Source organism: Dactylosporangium sp. NPDC050688 (assembly GCF_040654515.1).
Classification (GTDB): domain Bacteria; phylum Actinomycetota; class Actinomycetes; order Mycobacteriales; family Micromonosporaceae; genus Dactylosporangium.
Window position 1 is genome coordinate 1 of record NZ_JBFAIC010000074.1, and the last position, 21,562, is coordinate 21,562.

The window sequence follows — 21,562 nt, forward strand, 5'->3', positions numbered from 1 at the left end:
CGGCGGCCAGCTTGCTTGAGGCGTCCAGAGCCCGGTTGGCGACCAGCGCGAACAGCACCCGCTCCACCCGCGGCCGCCATTTGGCGGCCACAACTGTCGGAGATCTGCCAGAGCGTTACGCGATGTCCCGCTTCCGGGTGATCAAGGTGCCGATGGTGCCGAGCCCGACCGCCCAGATGATCAGCACCAGCGCGCCGGCCCATCGCGGCGGCAGGTCGGTGTCACCGAGCTGGGTGGCCAGACCGCCCACGACGTGCGAGGACGCCAGGGGCGGGATGTAGACCGCGCTCTCCAGCACCCAGTCCTTCTTGATCACCAGCTCGTGGATCAGGGTGAGGAAGATGACCGCGGCCCAGGTGCCGACGGTGTACAGGACGGCGGCGGTGATCGTCGCGCCGATCTGGCTGCGGATCAGCACGCCCACGCCGATGCCGAAGACCGCCCACAGGACGTAGACCAGCAGGTTGAGCAGGACCGCCTGTTGTGCCGTCCAGTGCCCGAGGCTGTTGGTGAGGCTCTCGGCACCGAAGTACAGCACCCCGCCGACGATCGAGATCGCCGTGGTGATCAGCCAGAAGAGCACGCCCGCCAGCGACGCCGTGATCAGCTTCGCGGTGATGACCCTGGTCCGCTTCGGGGTCGCGAGGAACGTCGCGGTCGCGGTCTGGTGGTAGAACTCGTTGGTGATCACCAGGATCGCCAGGAGCATCACCAGCAGCAGCCCGAAGAACTGCCCCGAGGTGTAGATGTTCGCGGCGTACTTGGCGAGCTGGCCCGCGGCGCGCGCCTTGGCGACCCGCTCCTCCTCGTCCAGCTGGTACTGCCGCTGGCTCGCCTCGAACTCGGCCCGCTGCTCCTCGGTCAGGCCGGGTGGCGGGTCGCCCTGGGGATATGCGGTGAAGTTGTTGGTCAGCTCCGAGTCGGTCTGCTCGATGTTGATCCAGAGCGCGAGGCCGGTGAAGACCAGCGAAGTCAGCAGGAAGATCCACCACATGTTCGTGGTGCGCAGCTTCAGCAGCTCACTGCGGATGAGCCGGATCATGCCGCCACCTCCGCTGCGCTCCGGCGTCGGCCTGACCTGCAACCTGTGCTGATGGTGACCAGCTCCTCGCTCCGCTGCGGGCTGTTCATCGGATCGCCGCCTTTCCCTGGGTCAGCTCGAGGAACACGTGCTCCAGGTCGGGCCGTTCGTTGACCAGCTCGTGCAGCTCGATCCCGCCCTGCAGGGCCAGCCGGCCGACCGCCGGCGCGTCCAGGCCGGTGATCAGGTGGCTGTCGTTGCCGTTGGGCTGGATCGTCGCGCCGGCCGTGCGCACCGCGGTGACCAGCTCCGTCAGGTTGGGCGTCCGCACCCGCGTGCGCGGCGCGCTGGAGTCGCCGCCGACGATCTGCTCGACCGGCCCCTGAGTGACGAGGCGGCCGGCGGCGATGATGACCACGTCGTCGGCGAGCACCTCCATCTCCGACAGCAGGTGGCTGGAGACCAGCACCGTGCGGCCCTCCTGGGCCAGGCCCTTCAGCAGCCCGCGCATCCAGCGGATGCCCTCGGGGTCCAGGCCGTTGGCGGGCTCGTCGAGGATCAGCACCTGCGGGTTGCCGAGCATCGCCTGCGCGATGCCGAGCCGCTGCTTCATGCCCAGCGAGTAACCGCGGAACTTGCGCTTCGCGGCCGGCGTCAGCCCGACCAGCTCCAGCATCTTGTCGACCTGGGCGTCGGGGATGCCCGCCGCCGCGGCGACGATGCGCAGGTGGTTGCGGGCGGTGCGGCCCTTGTGGGCGGCGGACGCCTCCAGGATCGCGCCGGCCAGCTGCAGCGGCTCCGGCGCGTCTGAATACCGCATGCCGCTGATGGTCGCCGAGCCGGAGGTCGGGGTCACCAGGTTGAGGATCATGCGCAGCGTCGTGGTCTTGCCGGCGCCGTTCGGGCCGAGGAAGCCGGTGACCCGACCCGGCTCGACCACGAACGACAGGTGGTCCACGGCCGTGACATTCTTGTAGCGCTTCGTCAGGTCGGAGACCACGATCTGTCCGTTGGACAACGTGCCGCTCCCTCCAAGAGAGTGAAGCCGTCAATATGGCACGTGCCGGCAACGTGCGGCGCCCCGCCCCGCCCGGGATCAAGGCGAGGAAACTCCTGCACAGCGCACCGTGTCCGGGTATGCACGAAACGTGGGTCGGCCCGCGGCGGCGGGGTCACGCCGGGGTGTGGCGCGGGCGGTCACCGACCCGGATCACGTGCTTCAGGCCCGACCAGACGTCGTCGATCGCGCAGACCTTGACGTCGACCCGGCCGTGCGCCAGGGCGAACTCCCGCACCCCGTTCTCGTCGAGGTCCCTGGCGAAGCCCGAGGACCGCTTCGGCCAGGCGATCCACAGCGCGCCGCCGGGCGGCGTCGAACGGTGCAGCACCGGCCAGCGCTGCCGTAACCGCGCCAGGTCGGGACAGAAGCAGACGATCACGTCGTAGAGGCCGGGCGCGCTGCGCCGGTGCAGCACCACGTCGGAGGGCAGTTCGCGCAGCTCGAACCCGGCCGGGGCACCGTCGAGCAGCACCCGGTGCCCGGCGTTGACGCCGAGCTTCTTGGGCAGTGGAGTCCCTGAATATCCCGCCATGCCTGACCACGGTAGTCATCGTTCACCCGCCCGCCATGCGGGTAACCAGTCATCGTCAGCCAGCCGCAGGGGTCGAGCCTTACACCGAAAGCATGACGATTCTCGCCGCCGCCGCCGCCGCCGACCCGGTCGGGGTCGACGAAACCGATCGCTACACCCTGCTGGTGGCCACGGACGGTGACCAGGTCCGGGCCGCGCAGCGGCTGCGCCACGACGTCTTCGCCGGCGAGCTGGGCGCGCGCCTGCGCACCGGCCCGCCCGGCCTGGACGTCGACGCCTTCGACGAGCACTGCGACCACCTCATCATCCGCGAGGAGCGCACCAGCGCGGTCGTCGGGACGTACCGGATGCTGCCGCCCGGCCGCGCGACCGCCGCCGGCGGGCTCTACGCCGACACCGAGTTCGACCTCACCGGGCTGCACCAGCTGCGCGGGGGACTGGTCGAGACCGGCCGCTCATGTGTGCACCCCGACCACCGCAGCGGCGCCGTGATCAACCTGATGTGGGCCGGGATCGCCCGGTACATGCACCTGCACGGGCACCGCTGGCTCGGCGGCTGCGCGTCGGTGCCGCTCGCCGACGGCGGCGCCACCGCCGCCGGGGTGTGGGACCTGGCCCGGCGCAAGCACCTCGTGCCGCCCGCCTGGCGGGTCCGCCCGCACAACCCGCTGGAGCTGGCCGCGGCCGTGCCGGCGAAGGTCGACGTGCCGCCGCTGCTCAAGGGGTACCTGCGGCTCGGCGCCTGGATCGGCGGCGAACCCGCGCACGACCCGGACTTCGACTGTGCCGACTTCTACGTGCTGCTGTCGCTGGACCGGGTCAACCCGCGGTACCTGCGGCACTTCCTCGGCCAGGGGTGAGCCGTGACGGTCGTCGACTCCCTCTGGCTGCCCCGCTCCACCTGCGACGTGAGCTGCCTGCCGGCCTGCTCCGACGGGCACGTGCCGGCGCTGACGATGCTCAAGCGGGTCGTGGTGACCGGGGCGGTGCTGCTGCTCGCGGGGCTCGCCGTGCCGCTGCTGGCGCTGCTGCCGCAGCGCGGTCTGATCGCCGCGCAGCGCCGGCTGGCCCGCGCGGTGCTCGCCGGCCTCGGCGTGTCGCACCGGGCGGCCGGCCGGATCCCGCAGCACGGCGCGCTGCTGGTCGCCAACCACGTCTCGTGGCTCGACGTGCTCGTGATCCTGGCGCACGCGCCGGCCCGGCTGCTCGCCAAGCGCGAGGTGCGCGGCTGGCCGCTCATCGGCCGGCTCGCCGCGACCCTCGGCACGGTCTTCGTCGACCGGTCCCGGCCCAAGACGCTGCCGGCGACCGTCGGCCGGATCGGCGCCGAGCTCGCCGCCGGTGGCGTGGTCGCGGTGTTCCCGGAGGGCACCACCTGGTGCGGCCGGATGGGCGGCACGTTCCGGCCGGCCATGTTCCAGGCGGCGGTCGACGCGGGCGCGCCGGTCGTGCCGGTCCGGCTGACGTTCGCCCAGGGCGGGACGCCGTCGACGGTCGCCGCGTTCATCGGTGACGAGACGCTGCTCACCTCGCTGCGCCGGGTGGTGGCCGCCCGCGGGCTGTCGATCGAGCTCAAGGCGCACGCCACCCTGTACCCGCAGCCGTCGTCCTCCCGCCGCGTCCTGGCCCGGGCCGCGACCTCGGCGGTCACCGGCTGACCGCACCGCGCGACGACAGTCGCGATGTATCGCGTTTGTCTGCTACCGTCGGTGGCATGACGACGTGGAACGTTGCCGAGCCCACGCGGCTCGAGCTGAAAGGGGAGGTCAAGGACCTCTCGGTGCGGCTGGTCGGCGGGCGGATCAACGTCGTCGGCGCCGACGGGCCGGCCCGCGTCGAGGTCTCCGCGATCGGCGAGCGGCCGGTCACGGTCACCCACGACGACGACGGCACGCTGCGCATCGTGCACGGCGCCGTGCCGAAGTGGCCGGGGCTGCTCTGGTGGCTCTTCCACAAGCAGTTCAAGGTCGACGTCTCCGTCATGGTCCCGGTCCGGACGCCGGCCACCCTCAACGTCGTCTCCGGCTCCGTCGTCGTGTCCTCGCTGCGCGCCGGCGTCCACGTCGACGCGACCAGCGCCCGGGTGACCCTGCTCGGCCTCGACGGCCGCGTCACGGCGAAGGTGATCTCCGGCTCCGTCGAGGCGCTCACGCTCGAGGGTGAGGTCGAGCTCGAGACCGTCTCCGGCGAGATCGTGGTCGCCGACTCGACCGCCCGCAAGGTGCACGCCCGCGCGATCTCCGGCTCGATCACCTGCGACCTGGACAACCCGCCGGCCGACACCGATGTGCGGCTGGACACCGTCTCCGGCGAGATCACCGCCCGGCTGCGCGAGGACAGCGACCTGCGCGTGCACCTCAACGCCACCTCCGGCCGGGTGATCAGCGCGTTCCCGGGCCTGGACCGGGTCGGCCGCAGCACCGTCGTCGGGCAGCTCGGCGCCGGCACCGGCCGCGTGGCCGCCAACGCGACATCTGGCACGATCACACTGTTGCGCCGCCCGGTCGACCTTGATGCAGAGGAAACAGCATGAGTGCCGTCTTCAGTCACGGGCGGCTGCGGTTGTACCTGCTGAAGCTGCTCGCCGAGGGACCCCGCCACGGCTACGAGCTGATCCGCCTGCTGGAGAACCGCTTCCACGGCCTCTACGCCCCCTCGGCCGGCACCATCTACCCGCGCCTGCAGCGGATGGAGGCCGACGGGCTGGTCTCGCACACCGCCTCCGGCGGCCGGAAGGTCTACGACATCACCGACGCCGGCCGCGCCGAGATCCAGCAGCGCGCCGCCGAGCTGGAGGCACTCGAGACCGACATCAACGCCTCCCTCGCCGACCTGTCCACCCTCGCCGACGAGGTCGAGCAGGGCGTGCACGGCTCGGTGCGCGACCTGAAGAAGGAGCTGAAGGAGGCCGGCAGGCAGGCGCGCAGCGCGCCGGGCTGGGGCTGGGGCTACCCGCCGCGGCCCGGCGCCGCGAGCACGGCCCGGCCCGCGCCGCCGCCCGGCGACGCGGTCGCCGAGCTCGAGGAGAAGGCCGCCCAGCTGCTCGCCGAGGTGCGCCGGCTGGCCCGCGCCGGCCGCGCCAGCCAGGAGACGATGCGCGCCACCCTGGTCGTCCTCGACGGCGCGATCGACCAGGTGCGGCGCCTCCTGCGCTAGCTTTGGGGGGTCAGGGCTGCGTTGCTCAGGAACTTCCCAGGCAACCATCAGCCCCACTCCAGCAGGAGGCGGAAAGATATGCGCATGGGGGTACGAGGCGGCGTCGCACAATCCGGGGGTGCCCCGTCGCCAGGCGTTGCGCAGGCTGAGGCGAGACTGCTCGTGGTCGAGGACGATCCGAACATCCGCGAGTTGCTCTCGGCCAGCCTGCGTTTCGCCGGTTTTGCGGTAGACGCGGTGACCACCGGTGCCGAGGCGGTCACCGCGGCCCGCGACAGCAAGCCCGACCTGGTCGTCCTCGACGTGATGCTGCCCGACCTCGACGGTTTCGAGGTCATCCGGCGGCTCCGCGAGGGTGGCGTCCGGCTTCCTGTCGTGTTCCTCACCGCCCGGGACGGCACCGAGGACAAGGTCCGCGGGCTCACCCTCGGCGGCGACGACTACGTGACCAAGCCCTTCAGCCTGGAGGAGCTCACCGCGCGGATCCGCGCCGTGCTGCGCCGCACCGCCGGCGACCCGGGCCCCAACCGGCTGGTCTTCCAGGACCTGGAGCTCGACGAGGAGACCCACGAGGTGTCCCGGGCCGGGCAGACGATCGCCCTGTCGCCGACCGAGTTCAAGCTCCTGCGGTACCTGATGCTCAACGCCGGCCGCGTGCTGTCCAAGGCCCAGATCCTCGACTTCGTGTGGAACTACGACTTCCGCGGCGACGACAGCATCGTCGAGTCGTACATCTCCTACCTGCGGCGCAAGGTGGACATCACCGAGCCGCGCCTGATCCACACCCTGCGTGGCGTGGGTTACGTCCTGCGCCTGCCCGTCTGAGGCACACCGATGGTGCGGTTCATCGCCGACGTGCCGCTGCGGGTCAAGCTGATCGCGGCCGTCCTCACCCTCGTCACCATGGCGCTGCTGGTGATCGGTGTCGCCAGCGCACTGGTCATGAAGAGCAGCATGTTCGACAAGGTCGACCAGCAGCTGCGCACCATGGCCGAGACCGTCGACCTCAGCCGGCTGGCCACCACCTCCAACACCGACTCGCTGCTGCAGAGCAACTACTACATCGCCTGGGTCACGCAGCTGCGTCCCGGCACCTACGAGCAGGGCGTCGTCGGCACCCGCAAGCCCGAGGACGCGCCGCCCATCCCCGACAACGTCGAGGTGCTCACGTCGCGGCTCGGCACGCCGTACACGGCGACGACCGCGAAGACGCACGAGCGCTGGCGGATCCTCATCATCAAGCGCGACGCGACCCTGCTGCTCGTCGCGGAGAGCCTGTCGATGGTCGACAGCGCCGTCGACGAGCTCGTCGCCGCGGAACTGTTCGTCGGCGCCGGCGTCCTCGTCGTGCTCGCCGCGGTCGGCGTCGCCATCGTCCGGGCCAGCCTGCAGCCGCTGCGCGAGATCGAGCGCACTGCCGCCGCGATCGCCGCCGGCGACCTCACCAGGCGCGTGCCCGAGAGCCCGCCGGAGACGGAGATGGGGCACCTCGCCGCCGCGCTGAATGCCATGCTCGCCCAGATCGAGGGCGCGTTCCGGCTGCGCGAGGCGTCCGAGGACCGCATGCGCCAGTTCATCGCCGACGCCTCCCACGAACTGCGCACCCCGCTGACCACGATCCGGGGGTTCGCCGAGCTGTACCGCCAGGGCGCCGCCCGCCAGCCCGGCGAGACCGAGGCGCTGCTGCGGCGCATCGAGGACGAGGCCGCCCGCATGGGCCTGCTCGTCGAGGACCTCCTCATGCTCGCCCGCCTCGACCAGGAACGCCCCCTGGCACTGGCCGACATGGACCTGCGCGTCATCGCCAGCGACGCCGTCGCCGCCGCCCGGGCCGTCGCGCCCGACCGCACGGTGGAGCTGGAGATCGAGCGCGACGAGCCGATCGAGGTCCACGGCGACGAGTCCCGCCTGCGCCAGGTCGTCGGCAACCTCATGACCAACGCGCTCACCCACACACCCGCCGGCACCCCCGTCTCCCTGCGCCTGCGCCGCGACGGCACCGACGCCCTCATCGAGGTCGCCGACCACGGCCCCGGCCTCACCGACGAGCAGGCCGCCCGCGTCTTCGAACGCTTCTACCGCGTCGACAAGGCCCGCACCCGCCGCCAGGCCGGCGGCTCGCACAGCGGCAGCGGCCTGGGCCTGGCGATCGTCGCCGCCCTGGTCGCCGTGCATAACGGCACCGTGTCCGTCTTCACCACCCCCGGCGGTGGCGCCACCTTCCAGGTGCGACTTCCGCTCACAGGCGGTTCCCAGGCCGTGGCCAGTGGTTTGCAAGGTGCCGTCGCCAAGCTCAAGTCATGAGCGAACAGCAGGGATGGGCGCCGGACCCGGCCGACCAGCAGGGTCGGGCGGCGAGCCCGGCCGGACAGCCGGCCGCCCCACCGGCGGACCCCACCACGCCGGCCATCTCGCAGGCCGCCGACCCGGCCGCGCCGGCCACGACGCCGGCTGACACCACACCGGCCCTCTCGCACGCCGACGCCGCGACTCCGCCGGCCACCACCACGCCGGGCACCACGCCGGGCACCACGCCGGGCACCACCGCGACGCCGGTGACGCCGCCGGGCATGCCGCCGGCAGCCGCGCCGGTCCGGCCCGTGTGGGCCGAGGCGCCGCACGCGTGGCCGACCAACGCGACTTACCCGATGACCCCGGCCTCCCCGAACACCGGAGCCGGGCCCGTCGCGCCGACCGGGCCCGCCGCGCCGCCCGGGCCCGCCGCGCCGCCCGCCGGCCACCCCGCCCGCGGCCCCATCCAGACCTGGCCCGCATCGCAGCCCGCCGCTGCGCAGGCCGCCGGTGCCTCCACCGCCGCGCAGGCAGCCCCCCACGCCGCGCCGGCCGGTCCGCACCCGGCGTCCCCGGGCCCGTACGCCTCCGCCCACGGCACCCCGCAGGCGTGGGGCGCCGCCGGGCAGTATCAGCCGCACCTGCCGACCGCGCAGCCGCCGCCGCACGTACCGCACATGCAGCGGCCGGCACAGTGGGCGCAGCAGCCGCAGCCCGGTCCGGTGTTCGTGGCGCCCGAGGCCCGCCGGCGCAACCGGCTCGGGCTCGCCGTGGCGGGCATCGTCGCGGCGGTCGGGCTGTCGGCGGTGTCGGCGTTCGGCGGCGGCCTCGCGGCGCTCGAGCTGCGGCCCGGCTCGTCCGACACGGTGGTCGGCGCGACGAACTCGGCCGGGCCCGGAGCCAGCACCACCCTGTCCGACGTGGCCGCGCAGGTCCTGCCCAGCGTCGTGTCGATCAGCACCGGCAACGCCGTCGGCTCCGGGGTCGTCATCACCGACGACGGGGCGATCCTCACCAACAACCACGTGGTCGCGACGGCCCGCGGCACCTCGGTGCAGGTCACGTTCTCCACCGGGCAGCGCGTCCAGGCGAAGATCGTCGGCACCGAGCCGTCCAGCGACCTCGCGGTGATCAAGATCGTGGGCGGTGGCACGTACACGCCGCTCGTCTTCGGCGACAGCTCCACGGTCAAGGTCGGCGACACGGTGCTCGCCGTCGGCAGCCCGCTCGGCCTCGACGGGTCGGTCACCGCCGGCATCGTCAGCGCCGTCGACCGCACGATCGACGAGGGCGAGGACGGCCAGTCCGCCGCCGCGAAGATCACCGGCGCGATCCAGACCGACGCCGCGATCAACCCCGGCAACTCCGGCGGCGCCCTGGTCAACACCGCCGGTCAGCTGGTCGGCATCAACACCGCCATCGCCACCTCGGGCCAGACCGCCGGTAACATCGGCGTCGGGTTCGCCATCAGCAGCAACACCGCCAAGACCGTCGCCCAGCGCCTGCTGAGCTGACCGCCGGAAGAGACTGGTTTCCCCTCCAGAAAACAGAGATCCGGTGGTGCGCCTGGCGGGGCGCCCACCGGATCTCTGGCGTTCAGGCCCAGCCGAAGGACCGCTCGACCGCCTTCAGCCACAAGGCGTGCCCGCGGTCGCGGGCCTCCGCCGACATGGACGGCGACCACTGCCGGTCGGCGCGCCACTTCTCCCGCAGCGTCTCGGTGTCCGGCCAGAAGCCGACGGCGAGCCCGGCCGCGTACGCCGCGCCCAGCGCCGTCGTCTCCGCCACGGTCGGACGGACCACCGGCACGTCCAGTACATCGGCCTGAAACGCCATGAGCAGGTCACTCGCCGTCATCCCGCCGTCGACCTTCAGGGTCTCCAGCGGGACGGCGGACTCGGCCATCATGGCGTCCACGACGTCCTTGACCTGCCAGGCGGTGGCCTCCAGGGCGGCCCTGGCGATGTGGCCCTTGGTGACGTACCCGGTGAGCCCGGTCACGACGCCGCGCGCGTCGGGGCGCCAGTGCGGGGCGAACAGGCCGGAGAAGGCCGGCACGATGTAACAGCCGCCGTTGTCGGTGACGGTGGCGGCCAGCTCGTTGATCTCCGGCGCTGAGCGGATCAGCCCCAGGTTGTCGCGCAGCCACTGCACGAGCGAGCCGGTGATCGCGATGGAGCCCTCCAGCGCGTACACCGGCGGCGCGTCACCGATGCGGTAGCCGACGGTCGTCAGCAGGCCGCGGGTGCTCGGCACCGGCTGGTGCCCGGTGTTGAGCAGCAGGAACGAGCCGGTGCCGTAGGTGCACTTCGCCTCGCCCGGGGCGAAGCACGCCTGGCCGAACAGCGCGGCCTGCTGGTCGCCGAGGGCGCTGGCCACCGGTACCCCGTGCAGCATGGTGGTGGCTTCGCCGTACACGTGCGAAGAGGGCCCGATCTCGGGGAGCATGGCCCGGGGGATGCCGAACGCGGACAGCAGCTCGTCGTCCCAGTCGAGGGTGGCGAGGTTCATGAGCATGGTGCGGCTGGCGTTGGTGACGTCGGTGACGTGCCGGCCGGTGAGCTTCTCGATGAGCCAGGTGTCGACGGTGCCGAAGTGGATCTCGCCGGCCTCGGCGCGGGCGCGCAGGCCCGGCACGTTGTCCAGCAGCCAGACGACCTTCGGGGCGGCGAAGTAGGTCGCCAGCGGCAGCCCGCAGCGTTCGCGGAACCGGTCGGGGCCGGCGTCGCCGGCGAGGGAGCGGATGAGGGTGTCGGTGCGGGTGTCCTGCCAGACGATGGCCGGGTGCACCGGCTCGCCGGTCTGGGCGTCCCACAGGATCGTGGTCTCGCGCTGATTGGTGATGCCGATCGCGGCGACGTCGGCGCGGGAGAGGCCCGCCTGGTCCAGCGCGCGGGTCGACACGGCCTGGACCTGGTGCCAGATCTCGACGGGGTCGTGCTCGACCCAGCCGGGGCGGGGGAAACTCTGGTGGTGTTCGCGCTGGTCAAGCGCCACGATGGCGCCGTCGGCGTCGAACACGATCGCACGGGAGGAGGTCGTGCCCTGGTCGATGGCGAGGATGTACACGGTGCCATCTTCGCCGAAGAGCTGTCACGTTCGGGACGGAACCTTTCCGCGGTAGCGGCTGGGCCGTACGCTGCCTGCCGGAACAGTGGCCCCTATCAGGAGCGATCGTGGCCGTCATCGAGACGCACATCAGTGTCTGGGAGGCCCTCGCCGGGCGCGCCCCGGGAGTCCCGCTGGGCCCCGCTGACCAAGGTCTGTGGCAGGCCGTCACCGACCGGCTCAACCCCGCCCGGGCCCGTCCGGTGCTGCGCGCCGAGGTCGAGGCCGTCACGCTGACCTCCGCCCGGGGCATCGACTACGTCATGGTTCGCTCGCCCGACCGCGGCGAGGCCTGCTATCTGCGGCTCACGCCCGACGAGTGGAGCCTGGCGCAGCTGATGGACGGCAGCCGCACCGTCGCCCGGCTCGTCGCCGACTTCGCCCGCATCTCCGGCCGGCTCGCGCCCGACCAGGTCACCCGGGTCGTGGCCGACCTCGCCGGCAACCGCATGCTCGACGAGCTGCCCGTCGACGCGTTCCACCGGCTGCACCGCGTGCACCGGAGGCCGTGGCCGATCCGGCTGGGTAAGGCGCTGCTCGCCACCGCGCAGGGCCGCCGGGTCGTCATCGCCCGCATCGACCCCGTCGTCACGTTCCTGTACAAGGCCGGCGGGCGGCTGTTCTTCACCCGGGTCGTCGCCGTGCTCGCGGGGCTGGTGGCCCTGGCCGGGCTCGGCGTGTTCGTCTTCAACTGGTTCCGCGCCGACCAGTCGGTGTTCCTGACGCAGGACTCCTACTTCACCGGCGCCCTGGTGCTGCTCGGCCTCAACGTCGTCGCGCTCGCCTGCCATGAGCTCGGCCACGCGCTGGGCGCCAAACACGCCGGCCGTAAGGTTCCGGTCGCCGGTTTCCTGGTGTACTTCGGGATCCCGTCGGTCTTCGTGGACACCACCGACGTGTGGATGGCCGGCCGGCGCGCCCGGATCGTCACCACCGTGGCGGGCCCCGCCACCGGCCTGGTGCTCGCCGGCGCCTGCCAGCTCGTCGGGCTGTTCTACCCGGAGCTGCAGCCGTGGACGTTCAAGCTGGCGTTCGCGTGGTACCTCAACGCGCTGTTCAACCTGAACCCGTTCATGGCGCTGGACGGCTACTACCTGCTCATGGACTGGCTGGAGGTGCCCAACCTGCGGGCCCGCGGCCTGGCCTGGGTGCTCGCCCGTCTGCGCCGGCGCCCGCCGCGCTTCGGCGAGCTGGACCGGGAGGGCCGCCTCGTCGCCCTGTACGGGATGCTCGCCGTCGTCTGGCTCGCCATCGCCGTCAACCTGATCTACCGCATCTACACCGACCGGGTCGCGGGCGTCGTCACCGGCCTGTGGAACGCCGGCTGGCTGGCCCGGGCGCTGCTGGCGGTCATCGTCGCCGGGCTGCTTGCCCCGCTGGTCTACCTGCTGTTCTCGTGGCTGCGCCGGCGCGGCCGCCGGCTGCGCGACCGGCTCGGGGAGCGCAAGCTGTCCCGTGACGAGCCGCGCCGCCTCGCCGCCCTGCGCGGCTCCAGCCTCGCCGACCTGCCGCCGGCCGCCCTCGCCAAGCTCGCCGAGCAGGCCCGCTGGGTGCACCCGCGCACGGGCGAGCAGCTGGTCTTCGCCGGCGCCGCGCAGCCGTCGGTGTACGTCGTCGTCGACGGCGCCCTGGAGGCGCGCCGCCCCGGCGACCCGACCGGCACCGTGCGGGAGCGGGTCGGCAAGGGCGGCGTCGTCGGCCTCGCCAACGCGCTCACCGGCGCGCCGGCCGCGCTCGGCTGGCTGACCGCCGGCACGACCCTGCTCGCGATCCCGCCCTCGACGGTCGCCGCCGCCGTCGGCCCGCTGCCCGGCCCGCCGCCGGTGGAGTGGGCCGAGCTGGAGGAGCTGCTGGCGGAGGCGCCGGCGCTGGCCGGGCTCGGCCCGGAGGACCGGCTCGGGCTCATGACCCGCGCCCAGCCGGCGCAGCTGATGCCGGGCCAGGCGGTGCACCTGAGCAGCGGCACCGACGCGATCGTGGTCGCCTCCGGCACGCTGGCGCTGCCCGAGCGCGTGCAGCTGGGCCGCGGCGCGATGATCGGCCCGTACGGCGACGGCGCGCCCGGCCAGGTCGCCACCGCCCGCTCCGCCGCCCGGGTCTGGGTGCTACCCGCCGTCGCCGGCCTGCCGCTGCTCATCGGCGGTCCCGCGCGGTCCGGCGCGGTCGCCGGCGGCCGCGCGCCGTCCTCGGGCGCCCACCCGCCGGCCGCGTACCCGCCGCTCGCGGCGCCGCCCGGCGTGTACGGCAAGTCCGACGACGCCGTCGACAAGCGCTTCGAACGCAAACTGTGGTGGCTGCTGGTGCTGCTGCTGCTCTTCGCGCTGTTCCTGACCGGCAGCAACCTGTTCTCCGCGCCGGTGTGGGCCGAGATGCCGACCGACCGCGCCCTGGTCACCGTGACCCGGGGGCAGGCCACCGTCACCATCGACGGCCAGGACCGCACGCTGCGCCGCGACGGCAAGCTGTACGTCGAGCAGGGCGACACCGTCACCATCGGCAACCGCTCGACGGCCACGATGACCTTCCGCGGCGGCAGCGTCACGGTCCTGTGCGACGGCGCCCGCCTGGATGTCGGCGAGCTGGTCAGCTCGGTCGACCGCCGGCCGATCCAGCCCACCGGCGCGTTCACGCTGCGCTCCGGCCGCACCCTGGTCGACACGACGAGCACCACCACGGCGTTCGAGCCGCTGAAGCTCACCGTCACCGGCGCCGGCGACCCCGTCGGCAACGACGGCCGGGCCCGGTACGCCCTGTCGGCCGGCAGCACCGCGCCGGAGGTCGGCTCGGGCATCGTCACCCAGGGCGGCTCGGCCGTCACGGTCGACCCGTCGGCCGACCTGACCTGCGGCGACGGCATCGCGCTGCCGAAGCCCGGTGGCACCCCGACGATGTCGCCGTCGCCCTCGGACCTGCCGTCGGAGTCCCCGTCCGCCTCGCCGTCCCCGTCGGACAGCGCCTCGCCGTCGGCGACCGCCGGGCCGACCCCGACGCGGACCAGGACCCCGACGCCCACGCGGGGCACCACGACGACCGCGCCGCCCACCACGTCACCGCCCCCGCCGAACAACCCACCCCGGATCACGGTGACCCGACAATCCACCGGCCCGCTCGCGCAGGTCTTCAGCAACAACAACATCTGCACCGACGCGGCGAGAACGGCGACCATCGCCGTGACCGTGACCGACGACAGCGGCCCGGTCAAGGGCGTCACCGTCTCGTGGACGGGCTTCGGCAGCGGCTCCTCCGCGCTGAAGACCAATGGCACCGTGTGGTCTGGCTCTATCGGCCCGGTCTCTTACGGCAGCGGCTCGGCGAACGGCGGGACGCTGACTGTCAAGGTGACGGCCACCGACGCGACCGGCAAGACCGCGACGGTCAACGCCGCGTCCGTCAAGGTCGACAGCTGCTACATCATCAATTAGTAGGAGAAAACGTGCTTTGTTGGTTCTGCGCCAAGGCGGCGCGGGGGTCGTGCCGGTTCTGCGCGCGTGGGCTGTGTGAGGACCACGCGAAGTTCGGCCCGTACCTGCTGGAGGTGCACCGCTCGCAGAGCCGCGGGCGGGCCGAGGGCCTCGTCGTGGAGGACGCGGTGCAGTGCGGCACCTGCCGGCCCCGGCCACAGCCCGTGCCGATGCCCGAGCTCGACTGATCGACACCAACCTGGGGGGACTGTTTCCGATGAGCGACTTCGACGACGTACTCGAGCGACTGCTGACCGACCCCGGCTTCCAAGCCCGCCTGGCCGCCGACCCGGCGGGCGCGCTCGCCGGGTACCACCTCAGCGCCGACGAGCTGGAGTTGCTCCAGGCGCAGGTCGGCGGCGGGGATACCGGGCAGTCCCGGGTTGAGCAGCGCACGAGCAAGGCCAGCATGTTCGGCCTGTTCTCCTCGATCGGATCGGGCATCGGCGACGTCGTCCACGGCCACGGCCAGGGCGGCCTGGCCGGCGCCGGGCACGGCACGGGCGGGCACGCCGCTGCCGGCTCCCAGGGCGGCGGCGCGGGGCAGAGCGTGGCCCGGGGGCTGGGCGCGCTGGAGCAGTCCGGCGGCCGGCACGCCGCCGGCCCCGACGAGCAGCACGGCGGCCTCGCCGGGCACCTCCACAGCGCCGTCCAGCACGGTGCGCACGCCTCGGCCGGTGGCGCCGAGGCGCACGCCTCCGCCGGTGGCGTCGAGGCGCACGCCGGGCCCGGTGGCGCGTCCGCCGGCGGGTTCGGCGGCGCCGGGCTCGCCGAGGCTCCGGACCAGCAGGCGGGCTCCGGGCTCAGCGAGGCATCGGACGGGCCGCGGGTGTACGCCTCCGCCGGGTACGGCCCTCAGGGCAGCGCGGGGCTCGCCGAGGCCCCCGACCAGCAGGCAGGCGGCAGCTCCGGGCTCGCCGAGGCCGACCCGCACGCGGGTCACGGTGTCGCCGGCCACGTGACGGAGGTCCACTCCAGCAGCCAGAGCACCGTGTACCGCTCCAGCAGCGCCGGCATCGGCTCCAGCGACGGCATCGGCGAGGCCGGGTCCGGGGCGGCCGGCGGCGGCGCGGGCAGCGGCCGGCACGGCATCGGTGGCGCCCTCGACGGTCTCCAGGCGGCCCGCGGGGGCGCCCCGGTCCCGCCGCCGCCCGGCGCTGAGGGCGGTCACCACGGCGTCACCGGCGGCCTCGCCGGCGCGTTGCGCGACGGCGTGCCCAACGGTGCCGGGCAGGCGCCGACCGACGGGTACCACACCCGGGTCGACTGGGACGGCGACGGCCGGTGGGACCAGCACACGTACGTGAACCGGGCCGACGGCGGCGTCGACATCGTGGTGGACACCGACGGTGACGGCCGGGCCGAGTTCATCGGGCACGACACGGACCGTGACGGCCTGATCAACTCCTCCGAGCTCGACACGAACCACGACGGGGTGATGGATCAGCGGTACGAGGACCTCAACGGCGACGGCTGGCTGGACCGCCGCACCCGCTGACCGCGGCCTGAGCGCCCCGGAAATCGGTCATGGCACGTTTCGGGGATCAGCCGGACGGCCCGGCGGCCTACCGTTTTCCTGGTAACCAACGAGCCGGGAGCGGGCCATGAGCGACTATGACATCGACTGGGAGATGGAGGACGGTCTCCAGGTCGACCACGACGGTGGCGCTGACCTGCTCTCCTCCGACCAGCAGTTCGACGAGCACCACGACACGTTCGACGCCGGCGGCCAGGAGGGCGGGCCCGCCACCCTGGACGGCGACGTCAGCGACATCAGCGGCGTCGACGGCGACTTCCACGACGAGCAGCCGAGCTTCGGCGACGTCAGCGACGAGTCGCAGTACATCGACGAGACCGACCTGCCCGAGTTCCAGTTCGATCCGGGCTTCACCGACGGGTCCTACGACCTGATCGGCGCCGACCGGCACGAGGCGGACCTGTGGTCGCAGCTGATGGTCGACATGAACGAGGACGTCAACCCGTACGCGGCGAGCTAGAACCGGATCGAGGACGCGGGGCCGGAGCTCGCGTAGTACCAGCCCTGCGCGGTGTCGCAGCCGAGGGCGAGCAGCCGGTCGGCCTGTTCGGCCGTCTCGACGCCTTCGGCCGTGACCCGCAGGTTGAGCGCGTGCGCCAGGCCGATCACGGCCGCGATGATCTTCTGGTCGACCGGGTCGGCGCCCTCCGGCGGGCGCAGCCCGGCGACGAACGAGCCCGCCAGCTTCAGGCTGTGCACGGGCAGGTGCCGCAGGTAGGCGAAGTTGCTGTACCCGGTGCCGAAGTCGTCGATCGCGATCCGCGGCCCGAGCGCGGTCAGGGCGTTGAGCGCCTCCGTGGGCTCGCCGCCGCTGCCCATGACGGCGCTCTCGGTCAGCTCCAGCTGCAGCCGCCGCGGCGCCAGCCCGGTCTGCTCCAGGATCGCCTGGACGTCGCGGACGATGGTGCGGTCGCGCATCTGCCGCACCGCCAGGTTGACGCTCATGAACGGCGCCTTGTCGCCGTGGTCGCGGTGCCACTGCGCGGCCTGCTTGCACGCCTCGTGCAGCACCCACCGGCCCAGCGGCACGATCAGCCCGGTCTCCTCGGCCATGCCGATGAACGCGTCCGGGCCGAGCACCCCGAAGCGCGGATGGCGCCACCGCACCAGGGCCTCCACGCCGATGGTGACCGCGTCGCTGAGGCGGACCAGTGGCTGGTACTCCACGAAGAACTCGCGCCGCTCGAGCGCGGCCGGCATGCTGGCCGACAGCTCGTAGCGGGTCACCTCGCGGGCGTGCCGCTCGGCGTCGAAGAGCGCGAGCCGGTTGCGCCCGTCGGCCTTCGCCCAGTACAGGGTGGTGTCGGCGGCCTTCATCAGCTCGCCGGTGCTGGTGCCGTGCAGCGGCTGCTCGACCACGCCGATGCTCGCCGAGATGCTGATCTCGTGCCCGCCGACGTGGACCGGCGCCCGGACGGTGTCCAGCGCCCGCTCGGCGACCGCGACCACATCGCCGGTGCCCTCGGAGCGCTCGATGAGCACCACGAACTCGTCGCCGCCCATCCGGGCGACCAGCTGGCCCTCGCCGGAGATCGAGCGGGCCAGCCGCCGGGCGACGGTCTGCAGCAGCTGGTCGCCGACGTCGTGACCGAGGGTGTCGTTGATGACTTTGAACCCGTCGACGTCGAGGTAGCACACGCCGACGCGCGAGCCGGGCTCGTCGTCGGCGCCGGTGAGCAGCTCCGCGAGCCGGTCGAAGAACATCGTCCGGTTCGGCAGCTGGGTCAGCGGGTCGTGCAGCGCCTGGTGCCGCAGGCGCAGCTGCAGCAGGTACCGCTCGGTGATGTCCTCGAACATGGCGACCAGCCACTTCGGCTCGCCGTCCTCGTCGCGGATGACCGAGGCGACCAGGTCGGTCCAGACCTGGTGGCCGTCCTTGTGCGCGTACGGCTTCTCGATGCGGAACTGGTCCCGCCCGCCGGACAGCAGCTCGTCGTACATGCCGGCGGCGACCGGCGGGTCCTGCGGGTGCACGAAGTCCTCGAACGCCATCAGCCGCAGTTCGTCGGCGGAGTAGCCGAGCATGTCGCACAGCGCCTGGTTGACCTCGATGACCTGGCCGTCGACGGTGCTGACGCTCATGCCGATGGCGGCGCCGGCGAAGATGGCCCGGAAGCGCGCCTCGCTGACCCGGCGGCTCTCCTCGGCGCGGGCGCGGGCCCACAGCGCCGCGGTGCGGATCTCCTCCTGCTCGTCGAGGACCCGGTCGCGCAACGCCTGGGCGTACCCGGCGGCGAGCGCGCCCTGGATCTCCGCGACCCGCTTGATCGGTGCCTTCGCGAACTGCTCGCTGAGCACCGCGACGGTGCGCTCCAGCGTGGTCGGCTCGGTGAAGTGCGCGGCGACGAGCGTGGAGCCGACCTCGCGCACGTCGGCGGGGTCGAAGGTCTCGGCCGTGAGCGCGTGGATGAGCCGCGAGGCGAGGGCGGTGAGGAAGTCCTGCACCTCCAGCCCGTTCATCGACACGTAGCTGGTGCCGGCGATGGCCAGCGACCAGCTGCGGGCGAGCCGCTCGGCGGCTCGGTGCGGGCGGTCCCACGACGTCGGCGTGGGGCTGAGGGCGGTCATGATCAGTGGGTGCACTAGTCCTTGCGGGCGACGGCGGCACAGCCGAACGCGTCGCCTTCGGGTGCGGTCTCGGCGCCGGGGACCGGCCGCCAGTCGTGGGTCGCGACGACGCCGGGCTCCAGCACGGTCAGGTCGCCGAGGAGCTTCGCCACCTCCGCGCGGGTGCGCAGGATCAGCGGGGTGGGCGAGCGGCGGTACATCTCCCAGGCGGCGTCCTCGGCGGGGGTGAGCGGCCGGTCGAGCCCGGCGTGGGACAGCACGACGTGGCTGCCGGGCACGCCGGCGTCGGCGTAGCCGCGCACGATGCCGGCCGGGTCCTGCTCGTCGGGCACGAAGTGCAGCACCGCGACGAGCAGGAACGCGATCGGCTGGGTGAAGTCCAGCAGCCCGCGCACCTGCGGCGCGGCGAGCACCTCGGCCGGGGAGCGCAGGTCGGCGGCGACCACGGCGGTGCCGGGCACGTCGGCGAGGATCGCGCGGCTGTGCGCGACCGCCACCGGGTCGTGGTCGACGTAGACGACCTTGCCGTCGGGCACGAGCTCGTGCACGTTGCCCACCGTCGGGATGCCTGAGCCGAGGTCCAGGAACTGGCGCACGCCCTGATCGGCGAGCGTCGTCACGGCCCGGCGCAGGAACGCGCGGTTGCTGCGGGCCAGCGCCGCCACGACGGGCATGACCTTGAGGATCTGCTCCGCGAACGCCCGGTCGGCGGCGAAGTTGTGCGAGCCGCCCAGGTAGTAGTCATAGACGCGGGCCACGCTCGGCTGGTCGAGATCCACGTCCGCGGGTGCCCAGCTCGGTCGCTCCACCGATCAACACCTTTCGACCTCGGTCGTGCTGACTGTGCTCGTGTTCGGGCGCCTGCGAGCATACGTGTGGGCGGGCAGGAGGAAAACCCACTGCCCGCCCACATCGACATTGATCAGGCGATTCTGGTGATCCGGTTCGCCGGGCCCGGGGCGACCGGACCGGGCGTCAGGTACGCGGTGAGGGCGTCGACGTCGAAGCCCGGCGCGTACACCCGGCCGGTGCCCAGCGACAGGTTGGTGAACCCGTCGCCACCGTTGGCCAGGAAGTCGTTCGTGGTGACCAGGTAGCTGGCCGCGGGGTCGATCGGCGTGCCGTTGACCGCGATGTTGCTGACCTTCGAGCCGGCCGGGGCCGACGCGCTGTACGTGTAGGTCAGGCTCGCCGACGGCTGCAGGATCCGCTGGGTGGTCTGCCCGCCGAAGCCGACGAACTGCTGCTCCAGCACGTCCTTGATCTGCGCGCCGGTGAACGACTGCGTCACGACCAGGTTGTTGAACGGCTGGACCGTGAAGGCCTCGCCGTAGGTGACCAGGCCGGGCGCCTCGCCGCCGGGGGAGTTCGCGTAGATCAGCGACTGCCGGATGCCGCCCGGGTTCATGAGCGCGATCTGCGCGCCGGCCGACGCGGTGTACTTGAGCTGCGCGTCGGCGATCACGTCACCGAGCGCCGACTCGCCGTTGGGCTGCGCGATGTTGGTGATGTCGGCGCTGATGCTGCCGATGACCTTGTTCGCCAGCGGCGCGCCGGCCACGCGGTACTTGTCGGCGATGACCTTGATCTTCGGGTCGACGAGCGCGGCGTTGCGCACGAAGTTGCCCGCCGCGTCCCGCTGCCAGGTGCCGTCGGCGTTCTTCACGCCGTTCTCCACGATGATGTTCGTCGCGGACGCGTCGACGAACTTGCGCGACTTGCGGTCCAGCGTCACCCGGATGTCGGTGACCAGGGTGCCGGCGGTGCCGGCGCTCGTCACGAGCGAGTTGGCGCCGGAGGAGTTCGGCAGCTCGCAGGTGTAGAAGCGGTGCGTGTGGCCGGAGACGACGACGCCATAGGCGGGGTTGAGGCCCTTGACGATGTCGGTGATCGGGCCGGCGAAGTTGGCGCAGCCGGACGGGTCCAGCGGCGCGGGCGGGCTGCTCTGCAGGCCACCCTCGTGGATGACGAGCACCATCGACTTGATGCCGAGCCAGCCCAGGACGGTCGCGTACTGGTTCGCCGTCTGCACCTCGTCGCGGAAGTCGACGTTCTTGATGCCGGCCGGGTTGACGATGCCCGGCGTGCCCTCGAGGGTCATGCCGACGTACGCCACCGGGACGCCGTCGTACAACTTGATCGTGAACGGCAGCAGGACCGGCAGCTTGGTGGACTTGCTGGTCACGTTGGCCGCGAGGTACGGGAACTTCGCGCCGGCGAAGCCGTCGCCGTCCTGGCAGCCGTCCACCGGGTGGCAGCCGCCGAACTGGATGCGCTTGAGCTCGTCGACGCCCTCGTCGAACTCGTGGTTGCCGACCGACGCGAGGTCGACGCCCATCGCGTTGAGGACCTCGATCGCCGGCTCGTCGTGGAACGCGGCGCTGACCAGCGGCGTCGCGCCGATGTTGTCGCCGGCCACGACCGTGTCGCTGTTGCGCACGCCGTCGGCCTTCGCCGCCTGGCGCAGCTTGGTCAGCCAGGTGCTGAGGTACTCGGCGCCGCCTGCCGGGGTGCCGTTGATGAGGCCGCCGCTGCCCAGCGGCGGGTCGATGTTGCCGTGGAAGTCGTTGAACCCGAGCAGCTGCGCGGAGGTCGTCGGCCCGGTCTTCTGGGTGAACGACACGTTCGCCGGCGTTAGCGGTGTCCAACGGTCGGACTGCTCAGGAGCGCCGGACTTGGCTAAGGGCAGCAAGGCGACAACCGCGACGGCGAGCGCCGGCACCGCGAGGTGCTGGGCGATCCGCCGGGCGCGGGCGCGGGGCTGGGCCATGGTCTCTCCTTCAGGAAGACATGCGTCGGCGGTCATCTTTCCGTAGCGGTCGATCCG

18 protein-coding genes are annotated in these 21,562 nt (G+C 72.7%); 11 read left to right on the forward strand and 7 right to left on the reverse strand.

The genetic code is table 11. The features are described 5' to 3' along the window. Nucleotides 1-115 precede the first annotated feature (115 nt). The 3 genes from AB0H83_RS43240 to AB0H83_RS43250 all read right to left on the reverse strand — a co-directional run bounded on the left by AB0H83_RS43240 (nucleotide 116) and on the right by AB0H83_RS43250 (nucleotide 2,613). Nucleotides 116-1,042: an ABC transporter permease gene (locus AB0H83_RS43240; protein ID WP_360106744.1), complete on the reverse strand. Its 927-nt coding sequence runs from the start codon at nucleotides 1,040-1,042 to the stop codon at nucleotides 116-118. A gap of 85 nt (nucleotides 1,043-1,127) precedes the next feature. After that, a complete protein-coding gene (locus AB0H83_RS43245) occupies nucleotides 1,128-2,039 on the reverse strand; it encodes an ABC transporter ATP-binding protein (protein ID WP_360106747.1) in 912 nt (303 codons plus the stop codon). A 154-nt stretch (nucleotides 2,040-2,193) separates the two neighbouring features. Continuing rightward, nucleotides 2,194-2,613, reverse strand: coding sequence for a DUF3052 domain-containing protein (locus tag AB0H83_RS43250; RefSeq protein WP_360106750.1), 420 nt, complete (start codon nucleotides 2,611-2,613; stop codon nucleotides 2,194-2,196). A gap of 92 nt (nucleotides 2,614-2,705) precedes the next feature. Between AB0H83_RS43250 and AB0H83_RS43255 the strand changes: the two genes are divergently transcribed. From AB0H83_RS43255 to AB0H83_RS43285, 7 genes are all read left to right on the forward strand, one after another. Further along, nucleotides 2,706-3,473: a GNAT family N-acyltransferase gene (locus tag AB0H83_RS43255; protein ID WP_360106753.1), complete on the forward strand. Its 768-nt coding sequence runs from the start codon at nucleotides 2,706-2,708 to the stop codon at nucleotides 3,471-3,473. Between the two features lie 3 nt (nucleotides 3,474-3,476). Further along, nucleotides 3,477-4,271 carry a lysophospholipid acyltransferase family protein gene (locus tag AB0H83_RS43260; RefSeq protein WP_360106756.1) on the forward strand — a complete coding sequence of 265 codons (795 nt, stop codon included), beginning with the start codon at nucleotides 3,477-3,479 and terminating at the stop codon, nucleotides 4,269-4,271. Between the two features lie 56 nt (nucleotides 4,272-4,327). Beyond that, a complete protein-coding gene (locus AB0H83_RS43265; RefSeq protein ID WP_360106759.1) occupies nucleotides 4,328-5,146 on the forward strand; it encodes a DUF4097 family beta strand repeat-containing protein in 819 nt (272 codons plus the stop codon). Next, a complete protein-coding gene (locus AB0H83_RS43270; protein WP_360106762.1) occupies nucleotides 5,143-5,769 on the forward strand; it encodes a PadR family transcriptional regulator in 627 nt (208 codons plus the stop codon). The genes AB0H83_RS43265 and AB0H83_RS43270 overlap by 4 nt, the downstream gene beginning before the upstream one ends. A gap of 84 nt (nucleotides 5,770-5,853) precedes the next feature. Then, nucleotides 5,854-6,594 carry a response regulator transcription factor gene (locus AB0H83_RS43275; RefSeq protein WP_052386465.1) on the forward strand — a complete coding sequence of 247 codons (741 nt, stop codon included), beginning with the start codon at nucleotides 5,854-5,856 and terminating at the stop codon, nucleotides 6,592-6,594. A 9-nt stretch (nucleotides 6,595-6,603) separates the two neighbouring features. After that, nucleotides 6,604-8,073 (forward strand): HAMP domain-containing sensor histidine kinase, encoded by a 1,470-nt coding sequence (locus AB0H83_RS43280; RefSeq protein ID WP_360106765.1) that lies wholly within the window; start codon nucleotides 6,604-6,606, stop codon nucleotides 8,071-8,073. Continuing rightward, nucleotides 8,070-9,575, forward strand: coding sequence for a trypsin-like peptidase domain-containing protein (locus AB0H83_RS43285; protein WP_360106768.1), 1,506 nt, complete (start codon nucleotides 8,070-8,072; stop codon nucleotides 9,573-9,575). The genes AB0H83_RS43280 and AB0H83_RS43285 overlap by 4 nt, the downstream gene beginning before the upstream one ends. 82 nt (nucleotides 9,576-9,657) lie before the next feature. Here AB0H83_RS43285 and glpK read toward each other — a convergent pair whose 3' ends face one another. Next, a complete protein-coding gene (gene glpK / locus AB0H83_RS43290) occupies nucleotides 9,658-11,130 on the reverse strand; it encodes a glycerol kinase GlpK (protein ID WP_360106771.1) in 1,473 nt (490 codons plus the stop codon). A gap of 107 nt (nucleotides 11,131-11,237) precedes the next feature. Here glpK and AB0H83_RS43295 point away from each other — a divergent pair, with 107 nt between their 5' ends. The 4 genes from AB0H83_RS43295 (at nucleotide 11,238) to AB0H83_RS43310 (ending at nucleotide 16,627) form a co-directional block, all read left to right on the forward strand. Further along, the gene (locus AB0H83_RS43295) at nucleotides 11,238-14,591 is read left to right on the forward strand and encodes a cyclic nucleotide-binding protein (protein ID WP_360106774.1); all 3,354 of its coding nucleotides are present in this window, start codon (nucleotides 11,238-11,240) and stop codon (nucleotides 14,589-14,591) included. A gap of 11 nt (nucleotides 14,592-14,602) precedes the next feature. After that, a complete protein-coding gene (locus tag AB0H83_RS43300; protein ID WP_033358663.1) occupies nucleotides 14,603-14,818 on the forward strand; it encodes a hypothetical protein in 216 nt (71 codons plus the stop codon). A gap of 29 nt (nucleotides 14,819-14,847) precedes the next feature. Next, nucleotides 14,848-16,128, forward strand: coding sequence for an Os1348 family NHLP clan protein (locus AB0H83_RS43305; protein WP_360106777.1), 1,281 nt, complete (start codon nucleotides 14,848-14,850; stop codon nucleotides 16,126-16,128). A 106-nt stretch (nucleotides 16,129-16,234) separates the two neighbouring features. Continuing rightward, nucleotides 16,235-16,627, forward strand: a complete 393-nt coding sequence (locus tag AB0H83_RS43310; protein ID WP_360106780.1) for a hypothetical protein — start codon at nucleotides 16,235-16,237, stop codon at nucleotides 16,625-16,627. Here the strand turns inward: AB0H83_RS43310 and AB0H83_RS43315 are convergent. The 3 genes from AB0H83_RS43315 to AB0H83_RS43325 form a co-directional block, all read right to left on the reverse strand. Then, nucleotides 16,624-18,735, reverse strand: a complete 2,112-nt coding sequence (locus tag AB0H83_RS43315; RefSeq protein WP_360106783.1) for an EAL domain-containing protein — start codon at nucleotides 18,733-18,735, stop codon at nucleotides 16,624-16,626. The genes AB0H83_RS43310 and AB0H83_RS43315 overlap by 4 nt on opposite strands. A 14-nt stretch (nucleotides 18,736-18,749) precedes the next feature. After that, nucleotides 18,750-19,544 (reverse strand): SAM-dependent methyltransferase, encoded by a 795-nt coding sequence (locus tag AB0H83_RS43320; RefSeq protein ID WP_360106786.1) that lies wholly within the window; start codon nucleotides 19,542-19,544, stop codon nucleotides 18,750-18,752. A 113-nt stretch (nucleotides 19,545-19,657) separates the two neighbouring features. Beyond that, nucleotides 19,658-21,505, reverse strand: a complete 1,848-nt coding sequence (locus AB0H83_RS43325) for a 5'-nucleotidase C-terminal domain-containing protein (protein WP_360106789.1) — start codon at nucleotides 21,503-21,505, stop codon at nucleotides 19,658-19,660. Nucleotides 21,506-21,562: the final 57 nt, after the last annotated feature.

Excerpts from the sequence above, each read along its gene's own strand:
- AB0H83_RS43240 (WP_360106744.1), bottom strand. The coding sequence starts at position 1,042 with ATGATCCGGCTCATCCGCAGTGAGCTGCTGAAGCTGCGCACCACGAAC.
- AB0H83_RS43250 (WP_360106750.1), bottom strand. The coding sequence starts at position 2,613 with ATGGCGGGATATTCAGGGACTCCACTGCCCAAGAAGCTCGGCGTCAAC.
- AB0H83_RS43255 (WP_360106753.1), top strand. The coding sequence starts at position 2,706 with ATGACGATTCTCGCCGCCGCCGCCGCCGCCGACCCGGTCGGGGTCGAC.
- AB0H83_RS43265 (WP_360106759.1), top strand. The coding sequence starts at position 4,328 with ATGACGACGTGGAACGTTGCCGAGCCCACGCGGCTCGAGCTGAAAGGG.
- AB0H83_RS43270 (WP_360106762.1), top strand. The coding sequence starts at position 5,143 with ATGAGTGCCGTCTTCAGTCACGGGCGGCTGCGGTTGTACCTGCTGAAG.
- AB0H83_RS43275 (WP_052386465.1), top strand. The coding sequence starts at position 5,854 with ATGGGGGTACGAGGCGGCGTCGCACAATCCGGGGGTGCCCCGTCGCCA.
- AB0H83_RS43280 (WP_360106765.1), top strand. The coding sequence starts at position 6,604 with ATGGTGCGGTTCATCGCCGACGTGCCGCTGCGGGTCAAGCTGATCGCG.
- AB0H83_RS43285 (WP_360106768.1), top strand. The coding sequence starts at position 8,070 with ATGAGCGAACAGCAGGGATGGGCGCCGGACCCGGCCGACCAGCAGGGT.
- AB0H83_RS43305 (WP_360106777.1), top strand. The coding sequence starts at position 14,848 with ATGAGCGACTTCGACGACGTACTCGAGCGACTGCTGACCGACCCCGGC.
- AB0H83_RS43310 (WP_360106780.1), top strand. The coding sequence starts at position 16,235 with ATGAGCGACTATGACATCGACTGGGAGATGGAGGACGGTCTCCAGGTC.
- AB0H83_RS43315 (WP_360106783.1), bottom strand. The coding sequence starts at position 18,735 with ATGACCGCCCTCAGCCCCACGCCGACGTCGTGGGACCGCCCGCACCGA.
- AB0H83_RS43325 (WP_360106789.1), bottom strand. The coding sequence starts at position 21,505 with ATGGCCCAGCCCCGCGCCCGCGCCCGGCGGATCGCCCAGCACCTCGCG.